A 15,278-nucleotide genomic window follows, 5' to 3' on the forward strand; every position below is an offset into this window, starting at 1 on the left:
AGCATCGTACTGGGCGCCGCACCTCAGGATTTCTATCGCCTCGGCGGTATTGCTACCACCAGCAGTACCTTTACAAGAATCCCAACGGCTACCGCTGCCACAGCAACACGGGCGCCAAGTTTCCTGCCGAGAGCTGACAGTAAGTAGAAGGACAAGAGGAGCGGCCGGCCGGCTGCTCCTCTTTCTACGTCGGAGGGTGGGCAGCGAAGTTGTAGGTTTGGAGGAGTTGTTCGAGGAGCTCGTCGGGGAGATCGGTGATCTGGTCGACGAACGCGTCCGCGAGGGTGAGGCGTCGCAACGCCTCGTCCCGGACGGATTGCTCGTTGCTTCTCACCAGACCACCAAGGATTTCGGCGCTCTGAGCCCAGAGCAGGTCGGGACTCACCGCCTGCCGCAGCAGTGTCTGGGCGACCTGTTGCGCGTACTGGAGATGGTTTCCCCGCACCAGGTGGACGAGCACGTCGACAGCGCCCTGGTACCAGTCACGAAAGAAGAGATCGCGCGCCGGGACGTCGACGGTGACGATCTCGGCCGCGGCGGCCGCGAGAACAACCGGACCGTGGATGCTTTTCTGCGCGAAGTGGCCGGCCACCTCACGGCGCAGGTTGTCGTTGTCGGTCGGGTCGGCGGCGAGGATCGTGACCAGCCGGGCGGCGTCGGTCAACGCGCCGGTCGCTTCGAGAGCCTCGAGTGTGTCCGCGTAGAACGCCGAGTCGAGGAACTCCCGGTGGCTCAGGAACTCGATCATCCCTGCCACGTGCTCGCGAGCGGCATCTAGCTCCGACAGCGCAACGCGGGCCTCGACCAGACGGCGTTCGGCCTTGAACCACTGGTACGGGAAGGGCTGAAGCACTCTGTCGACCAGGACCTGGATCTGCGGCAGCCGCACCGCTGCCCCGGCCGCATCGACCTGGGCGTACTCGCGGACCATCTCAGCGAGCCTCATCGCCGTCTCTCGTTGCTGATAAGGCTCCTCGGAATCGAACAGCACGATCGCCGTGTCCAGGTTCCATCCCGTCACCGATGGCGCTGGGAAGGAATCTTTCTCCGGCTCGTCACCGAGGTGGAGCACGATCTGTTCGCGAGCGGTGGCGAGTTGCGCGGTGCGCTGCTCGGCGACCATCGTGGTGAACTCGGCCTCAACCGTGGCGCGGGCAACCTCGCCGTACTCGTCCCAATCACCCGTACGTCGTTTCGCCAGCGCTACCGCGCCCACGATCTCGGTGGTCGACGTACGTTCTCTCATCCGCTCGAGCTTCACCTGATGCGCACGCGCCTCGGCTTCCAAACCCATCGCGGCGAGGTGACGCACAAGGAGAGTCCGGATCTGCTCCTGCCACTCATCCCGCGCGATTGCCGTGATGACCGGGGCGTCGAGATCGGCGTCCAGGAGTACGGCGGCGAGCTTGTCGGCGGTCGAGCCGACCCAGGCGGCCTCGTCGTCGTGCGGCTCGGATTGGGTCACGGAGATCTTCACCGCTTTGTCTGCGAGCGTCCGGGCAATGTCGCAGCTGTGCAGCTGGTTGATGACGGCGGCGACATTCGCCATGTTCCACGCCTGCCGCGTACTCAGCGCATACGTCGGCGAGGTGAGCCAGTCGTTCACCGCGGACTCCCCGGCGAACGCGGCCAGATCGTCGTCACCACCGACCGCAGCGGCCGCGGCCATCGTCCGCCATCGTGCGGTGCGCACGACGGTCTGCGCCCAGTCGTGATACTTGAACTCGTTCGCGAACCGCGCCGAGGCCGTCAATTCCTCGGCCGTCACAAGACACTCGTCGGAACGTTTGAGATCGCCCAGTATCGCGAAGGCCTCCGCGAGGATGCCCATGGGGCGATGGCCTTCGGTGTCGGGTTCGAGCGCTAGAGCCGTCACGACTTCGGCCAGCCTGTGGGTTGTCTGCGCCTGCCCGGCGCGCGCGGCACAGAGTGCCACGTCGGCGAGGCACTTGGCCTTCTTCTCGAGTCGGGAGATCCGCAGCGCCACCTGCTCGGCCTCGTCGAAGCGGCCGATCTTGGTCAGTTGCAGAGCCAGGTCGGCCTGGACCGCGGCCTGGTACGGGCCGGCGTCGGCCTCGGCGGTCTGTTCCAGGCTCAGCGCGCGATGCATCAATTCGCTGTCGCCGGCGACCGACGCAGCGACGCCCACCTCACCCAGGGCGTACGCGCGGCCGTCCGGCTCGCGGATCATGCCTGCCAGCCGGAGTGCCTTCTCACCATCGCCGAGAAGCGTCCAGACCACGGCGACCCCGGTGGCCGGATAGGTAAGCGAGCCACGCACCGGACTCCGGGACAGGCCGAGGACCGCCAGCCTCAGCTCCAGATCCGGCTTGGCCAGCAATCCGTTCTCGTAGGCCGTGAGGTGGGCCGCTTGTGTCCGGATGATCTCATCGTCCGGAAGGCCAGGACTCCCGTCGGCGAGGAACAGCGCCATCCATCGGCCCGGTGACGACGCAGTCTCGTAGAGGCGATCCACGTTGTCCTTGGAGACCTGAGAGCTGAGCATCGCTGTGTATGAGTACAACAGGTATTGCGGGGTCTCGGCCCAGCCCTTCTCCGCGTACGAACGAGCCCAGTCATGGAGCTGCGTGCGGTAGTCGGGCAGACGGTCGGCGTACCGGGTCTGGGCCTTGGCGCGCAGTTGTTCGTGGGCGAAGCCGAAACCACTGGCCGATCCCGGTGCGGGTGTGATGGTGCGGGCCAGGTGGAGTTTCCAGGTCGTCTTGATCTGGTCCGCGTACACAGGTCGATTGAGCTGCAGGCGGATCAGCTCGGCCAGCTCCGCGTGGGTCAGGTGCCCTTCGGCGGCGGCGTGGAAGCCCAGGATCTCGTGAGTCAGCCCGTTCGGATCAGCCAAAGCCGCCTGCTCGACCTCGGCGTCGGCGAGAACCAGGATCCGTGCGGCGGTCTCCGACCGCTCCAACGGGTGCACGTGATCGTGGAGCGGATGCCCGTCCGGGATGCCGCTCGGTGAACCCGATCGGCTTGTCACGAGAAGCGCCGCACCGGGCGGCAGGTTTGTAGCCTTAGGCAACCATTCGGCGCACGGGATCTGCCCGGCGACGTGGTATTCGTCCAGGCCGTCGATCACCACCACGAGGCGACGTCCTTCGGCGACGCACCGCGCGGCGGCCTTCTGCAGCAGATCTTTGAAGGTGTGGATCGCGGCGTCTCCGGTGAGCAAGCCCAGCTGTGCCTGCTCCTGATCGGACAGCTGCGCGATCGCTGCCAACTGCAGCGACAGCGAGCGCATCACGTAGTCCGCCGTGTTCAGATTGCTGACACTGCGCAGGAAACACGAAGCCAACGCGGCCTGCGCAGGGTGCCGGTAGTTCGACACCCACCAGGCGGTCAACGCGGTCTTGCCCGCGAACGCATCCGCTTCGTACCACCACCAGCGATCGGACCCGGCGGCGTACTCGTCCAGGCAGGCGAGATCGCCGGCCCGCCCGGTCAGCAGCTCAGGTGCCAGGTCGGCCGCAACACCCAGGTAAGTGGCAGGTACGAGATCACTCAGCGCCAGCGGAGTCGCGTCGATGGCGGGCCCCAGAACAGCCCAGGAGTCGAGCGGCCAGACGGTCAACGCGCTGGCACCTTCATGCGCGTGGTGCTTCACGACAACGCCGATCAGATGACCGGCCGCCCAAACCGCCGCTCCGGACATGCTGTCCCAGACCGACCCGCCCTTCTGGGTGGCGACATCCGGCCCGCCGGTGACCGCCATCGCCAACGTGCCGAGATTCGTGTCGGCGGCCGGAATGACAGTCCCTCCGACTGCAGCCAGCTCACGGACCTGCAGGCCGTCGTCGGCGTCCCGCACCTTGTACCAGGGCAGGCCGAGCGCCGTCACGGAAACAGCCGCGATGGACTTCCGATCGAGCGTGCCGCGGACAGCCGGAAGAAACCCCGCCGGCAAGCCGTGCCCGGTGATCGGCACCAAGGCGACGTCCCCCACGCCGTACTGGATCCGGGAGCTGTCGACCTCAGCCTCACCCTCGAGCGTCGGCGTCGCCCCCGGCGCGACCCACACACGCACCGACGTGGCGTCGCGGACGACATGTGCAGCGGTCAGGACCCAGCCGTCCGCGACCAGATAACCGGAGCCCAACAGGTGCACGCCATCGGCCGAGGTAGTCCGGAGCTCGGCCACACAGAGTGGTGTGGGGTGCACCTCGTCAGTCCGATGCCGGCGCCGGCGGTTGGTACTCACGGGGGCCGACCGCCCCGGTCACCTCGAAGTCGGCTCGTTCACCCGTCTGCATCTCGAGCTGCGGCTTGAGGGTCAGAGTCAATGTCTGAGTGCCGGTGCGGCCGCGCTGCACGCCGGCCGTGGCACCGGCCTCGGCCGAGCCGAACACCCAGAACTTCCCCGTCACCTTGCCGCTCGCCTCGCCGGTCAGCGTGCGCTCGTGCGCGACCTCGAGAGTCACCGTGATCTCGTCCACGGTCAGCCGCAAGGCGTCCGCTGTCCCCGGCGGACTCGCGGCGAGTGCTCTCGCCTGCGCCTCCTGTAAGTCGGCCCGCAGGTCCCCCAGGAACTCCACCAGGCCCAGTCCTGTTTCGTCGTCCACCCCTCGCGCCCCCTTCACCACACCCCTGGTGCAGAGCGTGCCGCACAGCTCGTACGGGCGCCAGGGTCAGCCCATGGTTTTTTGGCCGTCGATGGATTCTCGGATGATGTCGGCGTGGCCGGCGTGCTGGGCGGTTTCGGCTGCTACGTGGAGGAAGATGCGGCGGACGGACCAGAAGACGCCGGGTGGCTGCCAGGGGGCGGCGGGGAGTTCGTAGCTGGTGTCGAGGTCGAGGGTGCGGACCAGCTCCTCGGTCTCGGCGGCGACCTTTTCGTACGCCGCCAGTACGCCGGCCAGCGTCTCGCCCTCGGCGAGGCGGAACTGGTTCTCCCACCGGGCGATCAGCTCCGGCGTGTACTCCGTCGGCGTCTCCTCACCGGTGCCGGTACGGGCGAACTCGGCCCAGTGCTGCTCGACCTCGGTCACGTGCTTGATCAGCCCGCCGATCGTCAGCTCGCTGACCGTACTGCGGGTGTTCGCCTGCTCGTCGATGAGTCCCTGCGCGGTGTGCCGCAGGAAGTAGCGATGCTTCGCCAGAAACTCGAGAATGTCGGCCCGCTCACCGGTCACGATCTGCTGGTTCGTAGTCATGCTTCGAGCCTAGGAACAGTAGCGGTCAGTTCATGACCTCTACTCGATCGGGTGTTATCTTTCTGGAAGTCGCTCAGGCCCGCCTTGGTCTAGCCGTGATTGTTCCGCCCCGGTGGCGCCGGCGACTCTGCGTGGTCCGCACCGCCAGTGGCGACGAGGGACCTGCAGATGTCGTCTTCCGGCTACCGTCCTCTGCTGCGCACGCCTGGTGCTGCAGCCTTCTTCCTCACTGCAGCGGTCGGGCGGGTGGGAATCGCCATGACCGGACTCGGTCTCGTCTGGCTCCTGCACGCTCGTACTGGCTCCTATGCCACCGCTGGTCTGGCCACCGCGGGCTTCGCGCTCGCTGAGGCTTTGATCGGGCCGCAGGTGGCGCGTTTGATCGATCGGCGCGGGCAGTCGCGCGTACTCCCGTTCGCGTTGCTCGCCCACGCTGCCGCTATCGCCGTCGTACTAACGTCATCCACACCGGCCGTGGCGATCACAGCCGCGACGTGTGCCGGTGCGGCCGTCCCTCAACTCGGAGCGCTGTCCGGTGCGCGCTGGGCACATCTACTCCGAGAGCAACGAGCAGACGAGCTGCCCAGCGCCTTCTCACTGGAGTCGCTGGCCAACGCCACTGCTTTCCTCCTCGGCCCGGTCCTGGTCACCACCCTCGGCGCACTCGGCGACACCACCCTGGCGAGCCTCATCGCCGTCGGCCTGATCACCGGCGGAGGAGGTGCACTGGCGGCACAGCGCCGTACCGAACCAGCACCGGCGAGTGCGTACGCCGGAGGCACCGAGCGGACTCTCCTTCGGCCTAGCTTCCTGCGACTTGCGGCCCTCAACCTGGCCATCGGGCTGTACTTCGGCACCATCGGGATCTCCGTGAGTGCGTTCGCCGTCGGGCACGGCGTACCGGGTGCTGCCGCGGGGATCATGGCCGCGTCCAGCATCAGCGGGTTGTTGTCCGGCTGGCTCTACGGACTGCGGCCGCGCCGGTTCCCGGCGTACCGGCAGCTCGTGGTGACGACCGGCTGGCTGACGATTGCCGGCCTGATGCTGCCGATCGCACCTGGGCCGATCTGGTTGGGTGCGGCCATTGTGGTGACGGAGCTGGCGGTGCCGCCGACGCTGGTGCTGCTCAACGTGCTCACGCAGAAGACGGTTCATCCGGCGGCGCTCACCCAGGCGTTCACCTGGAACAACTCGACAAGCGCGGCCAGCTCGGCCCTTGCGGCGTCACTCGCGGGTCGAGCCGCCGACGGGTTCGGTGCGTCCGCGGCTCTTGCGTTGGCTCCGGCGGCCGGCCTCATCCTCCTCGTCCTCGCCGTTTGGGGACTCCTCAGATCAGCGGCCGAGGGTTAAGGTGACCTGGGGTGGCGAGGCCACCAAACCTGTTGCTGACAAAGGGTTTCGCGTTCATCGCGGGACCGAGGGCCTGGGGCCGTGGGGAGCCTGTTCGGTCTGTTCGAGTCATGCCCGGATGCGCTTTCTGAGGGGGCACCAACAGTGGGAACGATCACGACCAGCGACGGCACCGAGATCTACTACAAGGACTGGGGCGAGGGACAACCGATCGTCTTCAGTCACGGATGGCCGCTGTCGGCCGACGACTGGGACAACCAGATGTTGTTCTTCCTGCAGCACGGATACCGGGTCGTCGCACATGACCGCCGTGGGCACGGCCGGTCCACTCAGACCAGTGGCGGTCACGACATGGACCACTACGCCGACGACCTCGCCGCGGTCGTCGAACACCTTGATCTGCACGACGCGTTCCACGTCGGGCATTCGACCGGTGGTGGCGAGGTCGTGCACTACCTGGCCCGGCACGGCGAGGCTCGCGCCGCCAAGGCCGCACTGCTCTGCGCGGTGCCGCCGCTGATGGTGAAGACCGACGCCAACCCGGAGGGTCTGCCCAAGGAGGTCTTCGACGACCTGCAGGCACAACTGGCCGCGAACCGGTCCGAGTTCTACCGCGCGCTGCCGACCGGCCCGTTCTACGGCTACAACCGGCCGGGCGCGGAGCCGTCCGAAGCGGTCATCGCCAACTGGTGGCGCCAGGGCATGATGGGCGGCGCGAAAGCCCACTACGACGGCATCGTCGCCTTCTCGCAGACCGACTTCACCGGGGATCTGCGGCAGATCACGATCCCGGTGCTGGTCGCGCACAGCGAAGACGACCAGATCGTCCCGTACGCCGATGCCGGCCCGAAGTCGGCCGCCCTGCTCAAGAACGGCGTACTCAAGACCTATCAGGGCCTACCGCACGGTCTGCCGACGACGCACGCCGACGTGGTCAACGCCGACCTGCTCGAGTTCCTGCAGTCCTAGCGCAAAGGAGCCTCGATGAAACGCTCACGCGTTCTGACCCTGCTGATCGCGTTCCTCGCCGTACTCGTGGCCGCGGCATCGCCCGCGGCCGCGTCCCACCCGAACAAGCCCAAGCCGACGATCGTCCTGGTGCACGGCGCCTGGGCTGACGGCTCCAGCTGGACCGACATCACCCGTCGTCTTCAAGGCGACGGCTACACGGTCCGCGTCCCACCGAACCCGCTGCGCAGCCTCAGCAGCGACTCCGCCACGATCCGCAACTTCATCTCCACCCTGTCCGGCCCGATCATCCTCGTCGGTCATTCGTACGGCGGTGCCGTCATCACCAACGCGGCGACGGGCAACCCGAACGTCAAGGGACTCGTGTACGTCGACGCCTTCGCGCCCGCAGCGGGTGAGGCGATCTTCCCGCTGGCCGGCGCGGACTCCGCACTGGCCGTCGATCCGACCACAGTCTTCGACTTCGTCCCGTACCCGGGCGCGCCGGCCGGCGACATCGACCTCTACCTCAAGCACGACACCTTCGTGACCTCGTTCGCGTCCGGGGTGCCGCGCCGCGAGGCCGAGCTGCTGTACCCGTCCCAGCGCCCACTCACGCTCAGCGCCGGAAACGAGCTGTCGGGTACGCCGGCGTACGACACGATCCGGTCCTGGTACGTCCTCGGGACCCGCGATCTGATCATCACCCCGACCGCCCAGCTCATCATGGCGCAACGGGCCCACTCCACCATCACCCGCGTCAAAGCGGGCCACCTGAGCCTCATCACCGAGCCAGGTGCGATCACCAAGGTCATCGAACAAGCCGCACGAGCCAACTGATCTCCGACCTTTGCGCTCGTGCACCCCGAGCTGATCCCAGAGGGCGCCACCACCAGGGTGGCGCCCTCCTTCGGGTCAGTTCGGGATGTTGGTGAGGTTGAAGGCGAAGCGGGCGGTGGCGTCCGCGATCGCGTCCGAGTTGATGTCCAGGGCGGTTGCGTTGACGTTGGCGAGAGTGTCACAGGCCTGGTGGTAGCAGACGTCGTACGCGACTCCCGCCGTACCGCCGAACTGGGCTGCCTCGGCCGGAGTCTTGATGCCTTCGGCTCCGGTGAAGATACCGCCGGCGGGGATGCCGGCCGCGATGAACGGGCCGTAGTCGGAGCGGCCGTCGAAGTCGGTGCCGACGTGGGCCAGACCCCGGCTGTCGAAGAACGACGAGAGCCGTTGCTCGATCGCGTCCGAACCGGGCGGGCCGGCCGGTGCACCTGTCGCGTCGGAGTCGTCACCGTCGTACAACTTGAAGGCGTAGTTGGGCGACGCGATCATGTCGAAGTTGAGGTAGAGCCGGATCCGGTCGCGTTCGGCCGCTGACAGACCCTCGACGTACTGGTCGGAGCCGAGCAGGCCGATCTCCTCGGCCGCCCAGAACCCGAAGCGGACCTTGTTCTTCACCGGGACGTTCGCGAGCTGCAACGCGGTCTCGAGGATCGCGGCGGCACCGGAGCCGTTGTCGTTGATGCCCGGTCCCGCGGTGACGCTGTCGAGGTGCGCGCCGACCATGACGACGTTGTTCGCGTCACCCTTCTTGGTCTCGGCGATGACGTTGTAGTTGGTGCCGAGCGTCAGGGTGGAGTCGACCTTCAGGTGTACGGTCGCGCCCGGTGTCGCGGCCAGCTCGGACCCGACGTCGAAGCCCGCGAACACCATCGGGATGTTCGCGCGCCACTCGCCGATGTCGAGCGGGAACGCGTCGGTGCGCCCTGGCTGACCCTCGTTGAAGATGATGATTCCGGACGCGCCCGCGAACCCGGCGTTGCGCACCTTGGTCGCGAACCCACACGTACCGCGCTGGATCAACGCGATGTTGCCGGGCACGAAGCCGGCGAAGTCGGACGTTTCGCAACCGCTGGTCGAGGACGGGACGGGGGTCGGCGGCAGGGTCAGGTCGACCCCCTGCACGGGCGCGGTCACGTCACCTGCGGGCGACGGCTGGAAGGTGAACAACTGGCCGTTCGGCGTGTAGGTCTTCGCATTCGGCGCCGTCTGCGCCAGCGTTGGCGGACTGTTCTCGACCCAGCCTTTGACGTAGTTGATCGGGTCGAGGGTGACCTTGTAGCCGGCCAGCTTCAGGCGAAGGGCGACGTACGCGACCGAGAGGTCATAGCCCTGCGTGCCGGCTGCGCGGGTGCCGTTCGAGGCGTTCGCGATCGCTTGCAGGGCGACGAGATGCTTCTTGACGTTCTTACCGTCCACCTTCTTCACGAGCTGCTTGGCGTACTGCTCGTCCGGTGGAACGGCACTGGCCGGCACCTGCTGTGCGGCGACGAGGGCGAGGGCCAGCGTGAGTGTGATGGCGACTTGACGACGGAAAACGCGCATGCTTCCCCCACAGAGCGGATCGACCAATTCCCCCAGGTCTTACGCTGCCCGCAAATCTATCGGGGTGACGAACACGCGGCCAGACCTCAGCTCGCGTGGAGTCACACGAAGGCCAGGCGCTGGTTGAGCGCGGCGGCGCAGCGACACTCGGGGTTGTCGGTGCAGAGAAGAGCCGCCGGGTTGTCCAGGACCAGGCGGGTGGTGGCCGCGAGTACGGCGTCCTTCGGGATGCGGCGTACCCGGGAACGCCCGATGTGAACCTCTTTCGTCACCGATCGAAGTGCGGGCTCGATGGCGTCGAAGCGGTGGCTCTCACCGGAGATGTTGGGCAGCTCCATCCAGGTGTTGTCGGGACCCTTGGCGTAGCGGTAGAAGCGCGACATGCCGAGGAGTTGCTCGGCGAGGTGGATGGTCGTGTTCGAGGTGTGGTCGACGCCGATCAGGAGGACGTCACCGTCGAGCGCCTCGATCGGGCCGAGCGGCCAGTCCAGGCGCTGCGCCGCGAGGAGTCGCTCGGCGTCTGGGCCGATGGCCTGGTAGGAGAAGAGTGGGTGTGCGGTCCGCAGCGGTGAACGGGTGCGGCGGAAGGTCTCCGGGATCACGCCCAGCCAGCGGTCGACCGGCAGGTCCATCCGGAAGCTGGTTGCCTGCGACAACTTCTTGTCGAACTCCGCCCAGCAGGCGGCCGGTTCGTAGGCGTTGTTCGGTCGCGCGATCCCTGGCGGCGCCGGGATCCCGGTGAGGTCCCAACTCCCGCCCGGCAGCAGAAGGGTGCCGCACACGGACGTCAGGGCCTGACACACCGCCTCCGCGCCACCATCGACGTACCCGAAGGAACTCAGCGACGAGTGCACGATCACAGTCGACGTTTTGTCCAACCCGAGCCGCCGCAACCCGTCCGCGATCTCCTCCGCCGTCACTCGCACCCGGGCAATATCTCACCTCACCCCGTTGGTCCGCCTTGCATTAATCAGTTGCGGGGGTGGAGAGGGTTGGTTCGTGACCTATTCCGACGCTGACGCGGCTGCGCTGTACGACGTAATCAACACGTGGGGGTCGAGCGACGACTTCTATCTGTCGCACGTGATGGGCGCGAGCAGTGTGCTGGATGTGGGGTGTGGGACAGGGTTGCTGCTGGAGCGGGCTCGGGCCGACGGGCACACCGGGCGGCTGGCCGGGATCGATCCGGATGTGGCGATGTTGGAGCGGGCTCGGCGGCGCGTGCCGGACGCGGAGTGGGTCGAGGGAAAGGCCGTGGACATCGCCTGGTTCGACGAGTCGACGTCGCGGTGATGGCGAGCAACGCGTTCCAGTTCCTCGTCGACGATCTCGAGGAGTCACTCACAAAGATCCGTACGGCGCTCACCACCGGCGGACGGTTCGTCTTCGGCACCCGGAATCCGGAAGTCCGCGAGTGGGAGAGCTGGAATCCCGACAATCCGTTCGATGTCGTCGATCACAACGGGCGCGAGCTCCGGATGATCTACCACGTAGAGCAGGTCGCGGGCAACGTAGTCACCGTCACCGAAACCACCGCACTCCGGGACGACGTCCCACTCCGCACCGACCGCGCCGTCTTCAACTTCCTCGGCGTCGACACCCTGAACGCCGTGCTCACCAAGGCCGGCTTCGACGTAGAAGCCCAGTACGGCGACTGGTCCCGCGGTCCCCTGACCTCCACCAGCGAAGACATCATCACCATCGCCCGCCGCGCCTAACGAGCCTGAAACAACCCAGAGGCCCGATAAGCGTCGTACAACGACAACACCACCCGCGTCGGCGGATGCAACTCCCCCGGCGGTCCAACGTCAGCACCTCGGCTCCCGACGCGACCCCAGCTGTTGGCGGAGGTGCCATAGGTGTGAGTGTTTGTGGGGCATCGGATGAGAGGGTAGGGGGTGTGGAGTGGGTGAGGCGTAGGGCGGGGTCTTGGTTGGCGTTGGGGTTGGTGCTTGGGCTGGGGTGGACGGGTGCGGTGACGAGCTCGCAGCCGAACTGGTTCGACCCGAGTGAGGCTTGTGCGAAGAAGGTCGGTAGTTACGACGACCTCGGCAACAGTGCGGAGGTCCACACGTCCTGGTTCCCGCCGTCCGCGACGTGTGACTTCGGGCATGGTGCGGTGCAGTACATGTCCACGACCCGATCCGTGCTGCTGTCGATCATCGGCGTGGTCAGTCTCGTCGTACTCGTGACCGGACTCGTCCTGACCGTACGACGCTTCTCCGGCGAACCCGGCCCGCTTCGCCCGGCCGACAAGGACCTGAAACGCCGCAGGCGCAACCAACTCACCTTCGGCGCCCTCGACGTCGGCCTAGCCGTCGCGCCGCTCACGTTCTTCAACGCCGTCGCGATCGTCCTCGGCGGCCTCCCCGGCGGCGTCCTCTGCATCCTGGCGTCACTCGCCGGCCTCAGCGCACTGGGCGTCGTACTCGACCGCCACATGGGTCCACTCCCGAGCACCGAGCTCGACAGCCGGCGCCGAGGCACGATCGCCGGGATCACCGTGTACGGCGTGATCTTCGCGGCGACCGCGCTCAGCGGCCAACTCCCGTTCCTCCGGCTCTGGGCCGTCCCCCTCGGCGCCGTTGCGTACGCCGCAATCGTCGCGTTCCAGTGGTCGCGTCAGAGCACTAGCGAGGCCAGCCAGGCTCAATATTCTGGTTGAGGTGGAACACGTTCTCGGGGTCGTACTCACACTTGACCCGGGACAGCCGTTGGTAGTTCTCCTCGCCGAACCCCGCGATCACCCGGTTCTGCCCCTCGTTCCCGATGAAGTTCAGGTACACGTACCCGGTCGACCACGCCTCGACATCCGAGCACACGTCCCGCGCCCACCGAATCCCACGGGCATCGTCGGCCGGATCCGACCACAGCCCGAACGGGTGCACCACCCACGCCGCCTGCCGGTGCGGCTGCGGCCACTTCTCGGCACCACGCCGTACGGCGCCACCCCACGGCACGACCATCTGCTGCGACGGTGACGGCGAGATCATCTCCGCCGCCCGGCCGGTGAACGCCTTCACGGCCGGATCGGGCAGCGACGACAGGTGCTCGGCCGACCAGTAGTTGCGGTACCCCGGCGGATCGTCGAGTGCCGACTGGATATCGGCGTACGGCATCTCCGCGACCATCTCCCCCTCCGGCGAGAGCGCGAACAGCGGCGCGAACACCTCCCGCAGCTCGGCCTCGGACCCTGCGTAGACCGCCGCCGCACCCACGACCCGCTCCCCGTGCAGGTGCGCGGGTACGAACTCCTCCGGCGGCCCGGTCAGGAACAGCACGCCCCCACCCAGTTCCTCGGGCGCATCCTGCTCGATCAGATCCCGATACGTGCTGACTACCTCGGCCCCCGCCGAGGCCGGCCAGAGCAGCAACGCCAACGTTGTCGTCGGCAACTGCTGGAGGTGGAACGTCAGCGAGGTCGCGACCCCAAAGTTGCCGCCACCGCCGTGCAAGGCCCAGAACAGCTCGGTGTTCTTCGTCTCGTCCGCGATCAGCAACCGCCCGTCCGCGGTGACGAGCTCCACCGAGACCAGCGCGTCACTGGCGAGACCGAACTTCCGTTCCAGCCACCCCGAGCCCCCACCGAGCGTCAGCCCGGCCACCCCGGTCGTCGAGACGCGGCCCCCGGTCGTCGCCAGCAGGTACTTCTGACCCGCCCGGTCGAGATCACCCCAGGTCGCGCCGCCCCCGACGCGTGCGATCCGGGCGAACGGATCGATCTGCACGCTGTTCATCCGGCGCAGGTCGACGACCAGGCCACCGTCGGTCAGCGCGGTCCCGGCCACCCCATGACCACCGCCACGCACCGCGACCTCGAGCTCACGCTCGACGCCGTACCGCACCGCCGCCTGGACGTCGGCCGCTGACTCGCACTGCGCGATCATCGCCGGCCGCTTGTCGATCATCCCGTTGAAGACGGTCCGGGACTCGTCGTACGCCGGATCCCCGTCCCGCAGCAGCACTCCCCCGAAACCCTTGGGTCTCGACCATTCGATCGTCTCGGACATGGTGAATCTCCCCCTTGATCACTCCCCCAGGCGATCCACCGATAGTCCACCGGCGCCCCGACCCGGTCAACCGTTCGATGCTTACCCCGCAATGACGCGATCCCACGCCTACCAAGGGTTTTCGGGTGGTCACAGCTGGTCCGGGCGGACCCACATCGGTAGGGTCGAGGCTGTGACTACAGCGGCGGTGATCGGTGGTGCGGGGCAGGTCCTGACCGATGACGAGGTGACGGCCTTCATCGGCGATCAACTGGCCGGTGCGGGGCTGGACGGACGCAGCGTCTGCGTGATCGTCCCGGACGCCACTCGCAGCTGCCCGCTCCCGCTGCTTCTGCAGGCCGTCCACCAGGCCCTCGACGGGCGCGTCTCCAAGCTCACCATCTTGGTTGCCCTGGGCACTCATGCCGAGATGACCGCCTCGCAGCTCAAGGAGCATCTCGGCGGCGACTACCCGAACGTGCTCAACCACGAGTGGTGGAAGCCGGAGACGTTCGCCGATCTCGGCACGATCAGCCCGGACCGCGTCGGCGAGATCTCCGACGAGAGGCTGCGCGACGAGGTCCCGGTCCGGCTCAACCGAGCCGTGGTCGAACACGATGTCGCACTCGTCGTCGGCCCGGTCTTCCCGCACGAGGTGGTCGGCTTCTCCGGCGGCAACAAGTACTTCTTCCCCGGTGTGGCCGGCCAGGAGGTCATCGACCTGTCGCACTGGCTCGGCGCCCTGATCACCAGCTCGAGCATCATCGGTACGCCGGGCACCACACCGGTGCGCGCACTCATCGACGAGGCCGCCTCGATGATCCCCGCGGACAAGCTCGCGCTCTCCGTCGTCGCGCAGTCCGGCACCGACTCGCTGCACGCGATCGCCTTCGGTGACACGATCTCGTCCTGGCAGGCGGCCGCCGAGATCTCCGCCCAGACCCACGTCCGGTATCTCGATCACCCGGTCCAGCGCGTGGTCTCGGTGATGCCACCCAGGTACGCCGACATCTGGACCGCGGCCAAGGGGTTCTACAAGGTCGAGCCGATCGTGGCCGACGGCGGCGAGGTCATCCTCTACGCCCCGCACGTCACCCAGCTGGCCGCGATGCACCCCGAGATCGAGGAGATCGGCTACCACTGCCGCGACTACTTCATCGGCCAGTGGGAGCGGTTCCGCGACCTGCACTGGGGCGTGCTCGCGCACTCGACCCACCTCCGCGGCGCCGGCAGTTGGGATCCCGCGACCGGCGAGCATCTCCGCGTCCAGGTGACGCTCGCGACCGGCATCCCGGAGGACGTCGTACGCCGGGCCAACCTCGGCTACCTGAATCCGGCCGCAGTGGATCTGGCGGTCTACGAGGACGACCCGGACACTCTCGTCGTACCCAATGCCGGCGAGATCCTGCACCGGCTGAAATAGGCAGTTCCTACCGAGGCGGCGTAC

General features: G+C 67.4%; 13 protein-coding genes. 7 read left to right on the forward strand and 6 right to left on the reverse strand.

Going from position 1 to position 15,278, the window contains the following annotated elements; genetic code table 11:
- Positions 1-184 precede the first annotated feature (184 nt).
- The 3 genes from AB0L70_RS30465 to AB0L70_RS30475 all read right to left on the reverse strand — a co-directional run bounded on the left by AB0L70_RS30465 (position 185) and on the right by AB0L70_RS30475 (position 5,162).
- Positions 185-4,210, reverse strand: coding sequence for a trypsin-like serine protease (locus AB0L70_RS30465; RefSeq protein ID WP_363690204.1), 4,026 nt, complete (start codon positions 4,208-4,210; stop codon positions 185-187).
- The gene (locus AB0L70_RS30470) at positions 4,176-4,571 is read right to left on the reverse strand and encodes a trypco2 family protein (RefSeq protein WP_363690205.1); all 396 of its coding nucleotides are present in this window, start codon (positions 4,569-4,571) and stop codon (positions 4,176-4,178) included. Before AB0L70_RS30470 ends, AB0L70_RS30465 begins: the two co-directional genes overlap by 35 nt.
- Positions 4,572-4,637: 66 nt before the next feature.
- A complete protein-coding gene (locus tag AB0L70_RS30475) occupies positions 4,638-5,162 on the reverse strand; it encodes a DinB family protein (protein ID WP_363690206.1) in 525 nt (174 codons plus the stop codon).
- Positions 5,163-5,330: 168 nt separating this feature from the next.
- Here AB0L70_RS30475 and AB0L70_RS30480 point away from each other — a divergent pair, with 168 nt between their 5' ends.
- The 3 genes from AB0L70_RS30480 (at position 5,331) to AB0L70_RS30490 (ending at position 8,300) form a co-directional block, all read left to right on the forward strand.
- A complete protein-coding gene (locus AB0L70_RS30480; RefSeq protein ID WP_363690207.1) occupies positions 5,331-6,512 on the forward strand; it encodes an MFS transporter in 1,182 nt (393 codons plus the stop codon).
- Between the two features lie 144 nt (positions 6,513-6,656).
- Positions 6,657-7,481: an alpha/beta hydrolase gene (locus AB0L70_RS30485; RefSeq protein WP_363690208.1), complete on the forward strand. Its 825-nt coding sequence runs from the start codon at positions 6,657-6,659 to the stop codon at positions 7,479-7,481.
- Positions 7,482-7,496: 15 nt separating this feature from the next.
- The gene (locus AB0L70_RS30490) at positions 7,497-8,300 is read left to right on the forward strand and encodes an alpha/beta hydrolase (RefSeq protein ID WP_363690209.1); all 804 of its coding nucleotides are present in this window, start codon (positions 7,497-7,499) and stop codon (positions 8,298-8,300) included.
- A gap of 75 nt (positions 8,301-8,375) precedes the next feature.
- Here AB0L70_RS30490 and AB0L70_RS30495 read toward each other — a convergent pair whose 3' ends face one another.
- The gene (locus AB0L70_RS30495; RefSeq protein ID WP_363690210.1) at positions 8,376-9,842 is read right to left on the reverse strand and encodes a M28 family metallopeptidase; all 1,467 of its coding nucleotides are present in this window, start codon (positions 9,840-9,842) and stop codon (positions 8,376-8,378) included.
- 101 nt (positions 9,843-9,943) lie between these two features.
- Positions 9,944-10,768: an AAC(3) family N-acetyltransferase gene (locus AB0L70_RS30500; RefSeq protein ID WP_363690211.1), complete on the reverse strand. Its 825-nt coding sequence runs from the start codon at positions 10,766-10,768 to the stop codon at positions 9,944-9,946.
- A 73-nt stretch (positions 10,769-10,841) separates the two neighbouring features.
- Here AB0L70_RS30500 and AB0L70_RS30505 point away from each other — a divergent pair, with 73 nt between their 5' ends.
- From AB0L70_RS30505 to AB0L70_RS30515, 3 genes are all read left to right on the forward strand, one after another.
- A complete protein-coding gene (locus AB0L70_RS30505; RefSeq protein WP_363690212.1) occupies positions 10,842-11,135 on the forward strand; it encodes a class I SAM-dependent methyltransferase in 294 nt (97 codons plus the stop codon).
- The gene (locus AB0L70_RS30510; protein WP_363690213.1) at positions 11,135-11,560 is read left to right on the forward strand and encodes a hypothetical protein; all 426 of its coding nucleotides are present in this window, start codon (positions 11,135-11,137) and stop codon (positions 11,558-11,560) included. Before AB0L70_RS30505 ends, AB0L70_RS30510 begins: the two co-directional genes overlap by 1 nt.
- Before the next feature lie 257 nt (positions 11,561-11,817).
- On the forward strand, positions 11,818-12,507 hold the full coding sequence (locus AB0L70_RS30515) for a hypothetical protein (RefSeq protein WP_363690214.1): 690 nt from the start codon (positions 11,818-11,820) through the stop codon (positions 12,505-12,507).
- On the opposite strand, the gene AB0L70_RS30520 is transcribed toward AB0L70_RS30515, so the two are convergent.
- Positions 12,473-13,852 (reverse strand): FAD-binding oxidoreductase, encoded by a 1,380-nt coding sequence (locus AB0L70_RS30520; protein ID WP_363690215.1) that lies wholly within the window; start codon positions 13,850-13,852, stop codon positions 12,473-12,475. The genes AB0L70_RS30515 and AB0L70_RS30520 overlap by 35 nt on opposite strands.
- Before the next feature lie 172 nt (positions 13,853-14,024).
- Here AB0L70_RS30520 and AB0L70_RS30525 point away from each other — a divergent pair, with 172 nt between their 5' ends.
- Positions 14,025-15,254, forward strand: a complete 1,230-nt coding sequence (locus AB0L70_RS30525; RefSeq protein WP_363690216.1) for a lactate racemase domain-containing protein — start codon at positions 14,025-14,027, stop codon at positions 15,252-15,254.
- The last annotated feature ends 24 nt before the right edge of the window (positions 15,255-15,278 follow it).

Origin of the sequence: Kribbella sp. NPDC051952, assembly GCF_040680855.1 — a bacterium.
In the GTDB taxonomy this organism is placed as follows: domain Bacteria; phylum Actinomycetota; class Actinomycetes; order Propionibacteriales; family Kribbellaceae; genus Kribbella.

Coding starts and splice junctions, on each gene's coding strand:
- AB0L70_RS30520 (WP_363690215.1), bottom strand. CDS start 13,852: ATGTCCGAGACGATCGAATGGTCGAGACCCAAGGGTTTCGGGGGAGTG.
- AB0L70_RS30475 (WP_363690206.1), bottom strand. CDS start 5,162: ATGACTACGAACCAGCAGATCGTGACCGGTGAGCGGGCCGACATTCTC.
- AB0L70_RS30495 (WP_363690210.1), bottom strand. CDS start 9,842: ATGCGCGTTTTCCGTCGTCAAGTCGCCATCACACTCACGCTGGCCCTC.
- AB0L70_RS30510 (WP_363690213.1), top strand. CDS start 11,135: ATGGCGAGCAACGCGTTCCAGTTCCTCGTCGACGATCTCGAGGAGTCA.
- AB0L70_RS30490 (WP_363690209.1), top strand. CDS start 7,497: ATGAAACGCTCACGCGTTCTGACCCTGCTGATCGCGTTCCTCGCCGTA.
- AB0L70_RS30480 (WP_363690207.1), top strand. CDS start 5,331: ATGTCGTCTTCCGGCTACCGTCCTCTGCTGCGCACGCCTGGTGCTGCA.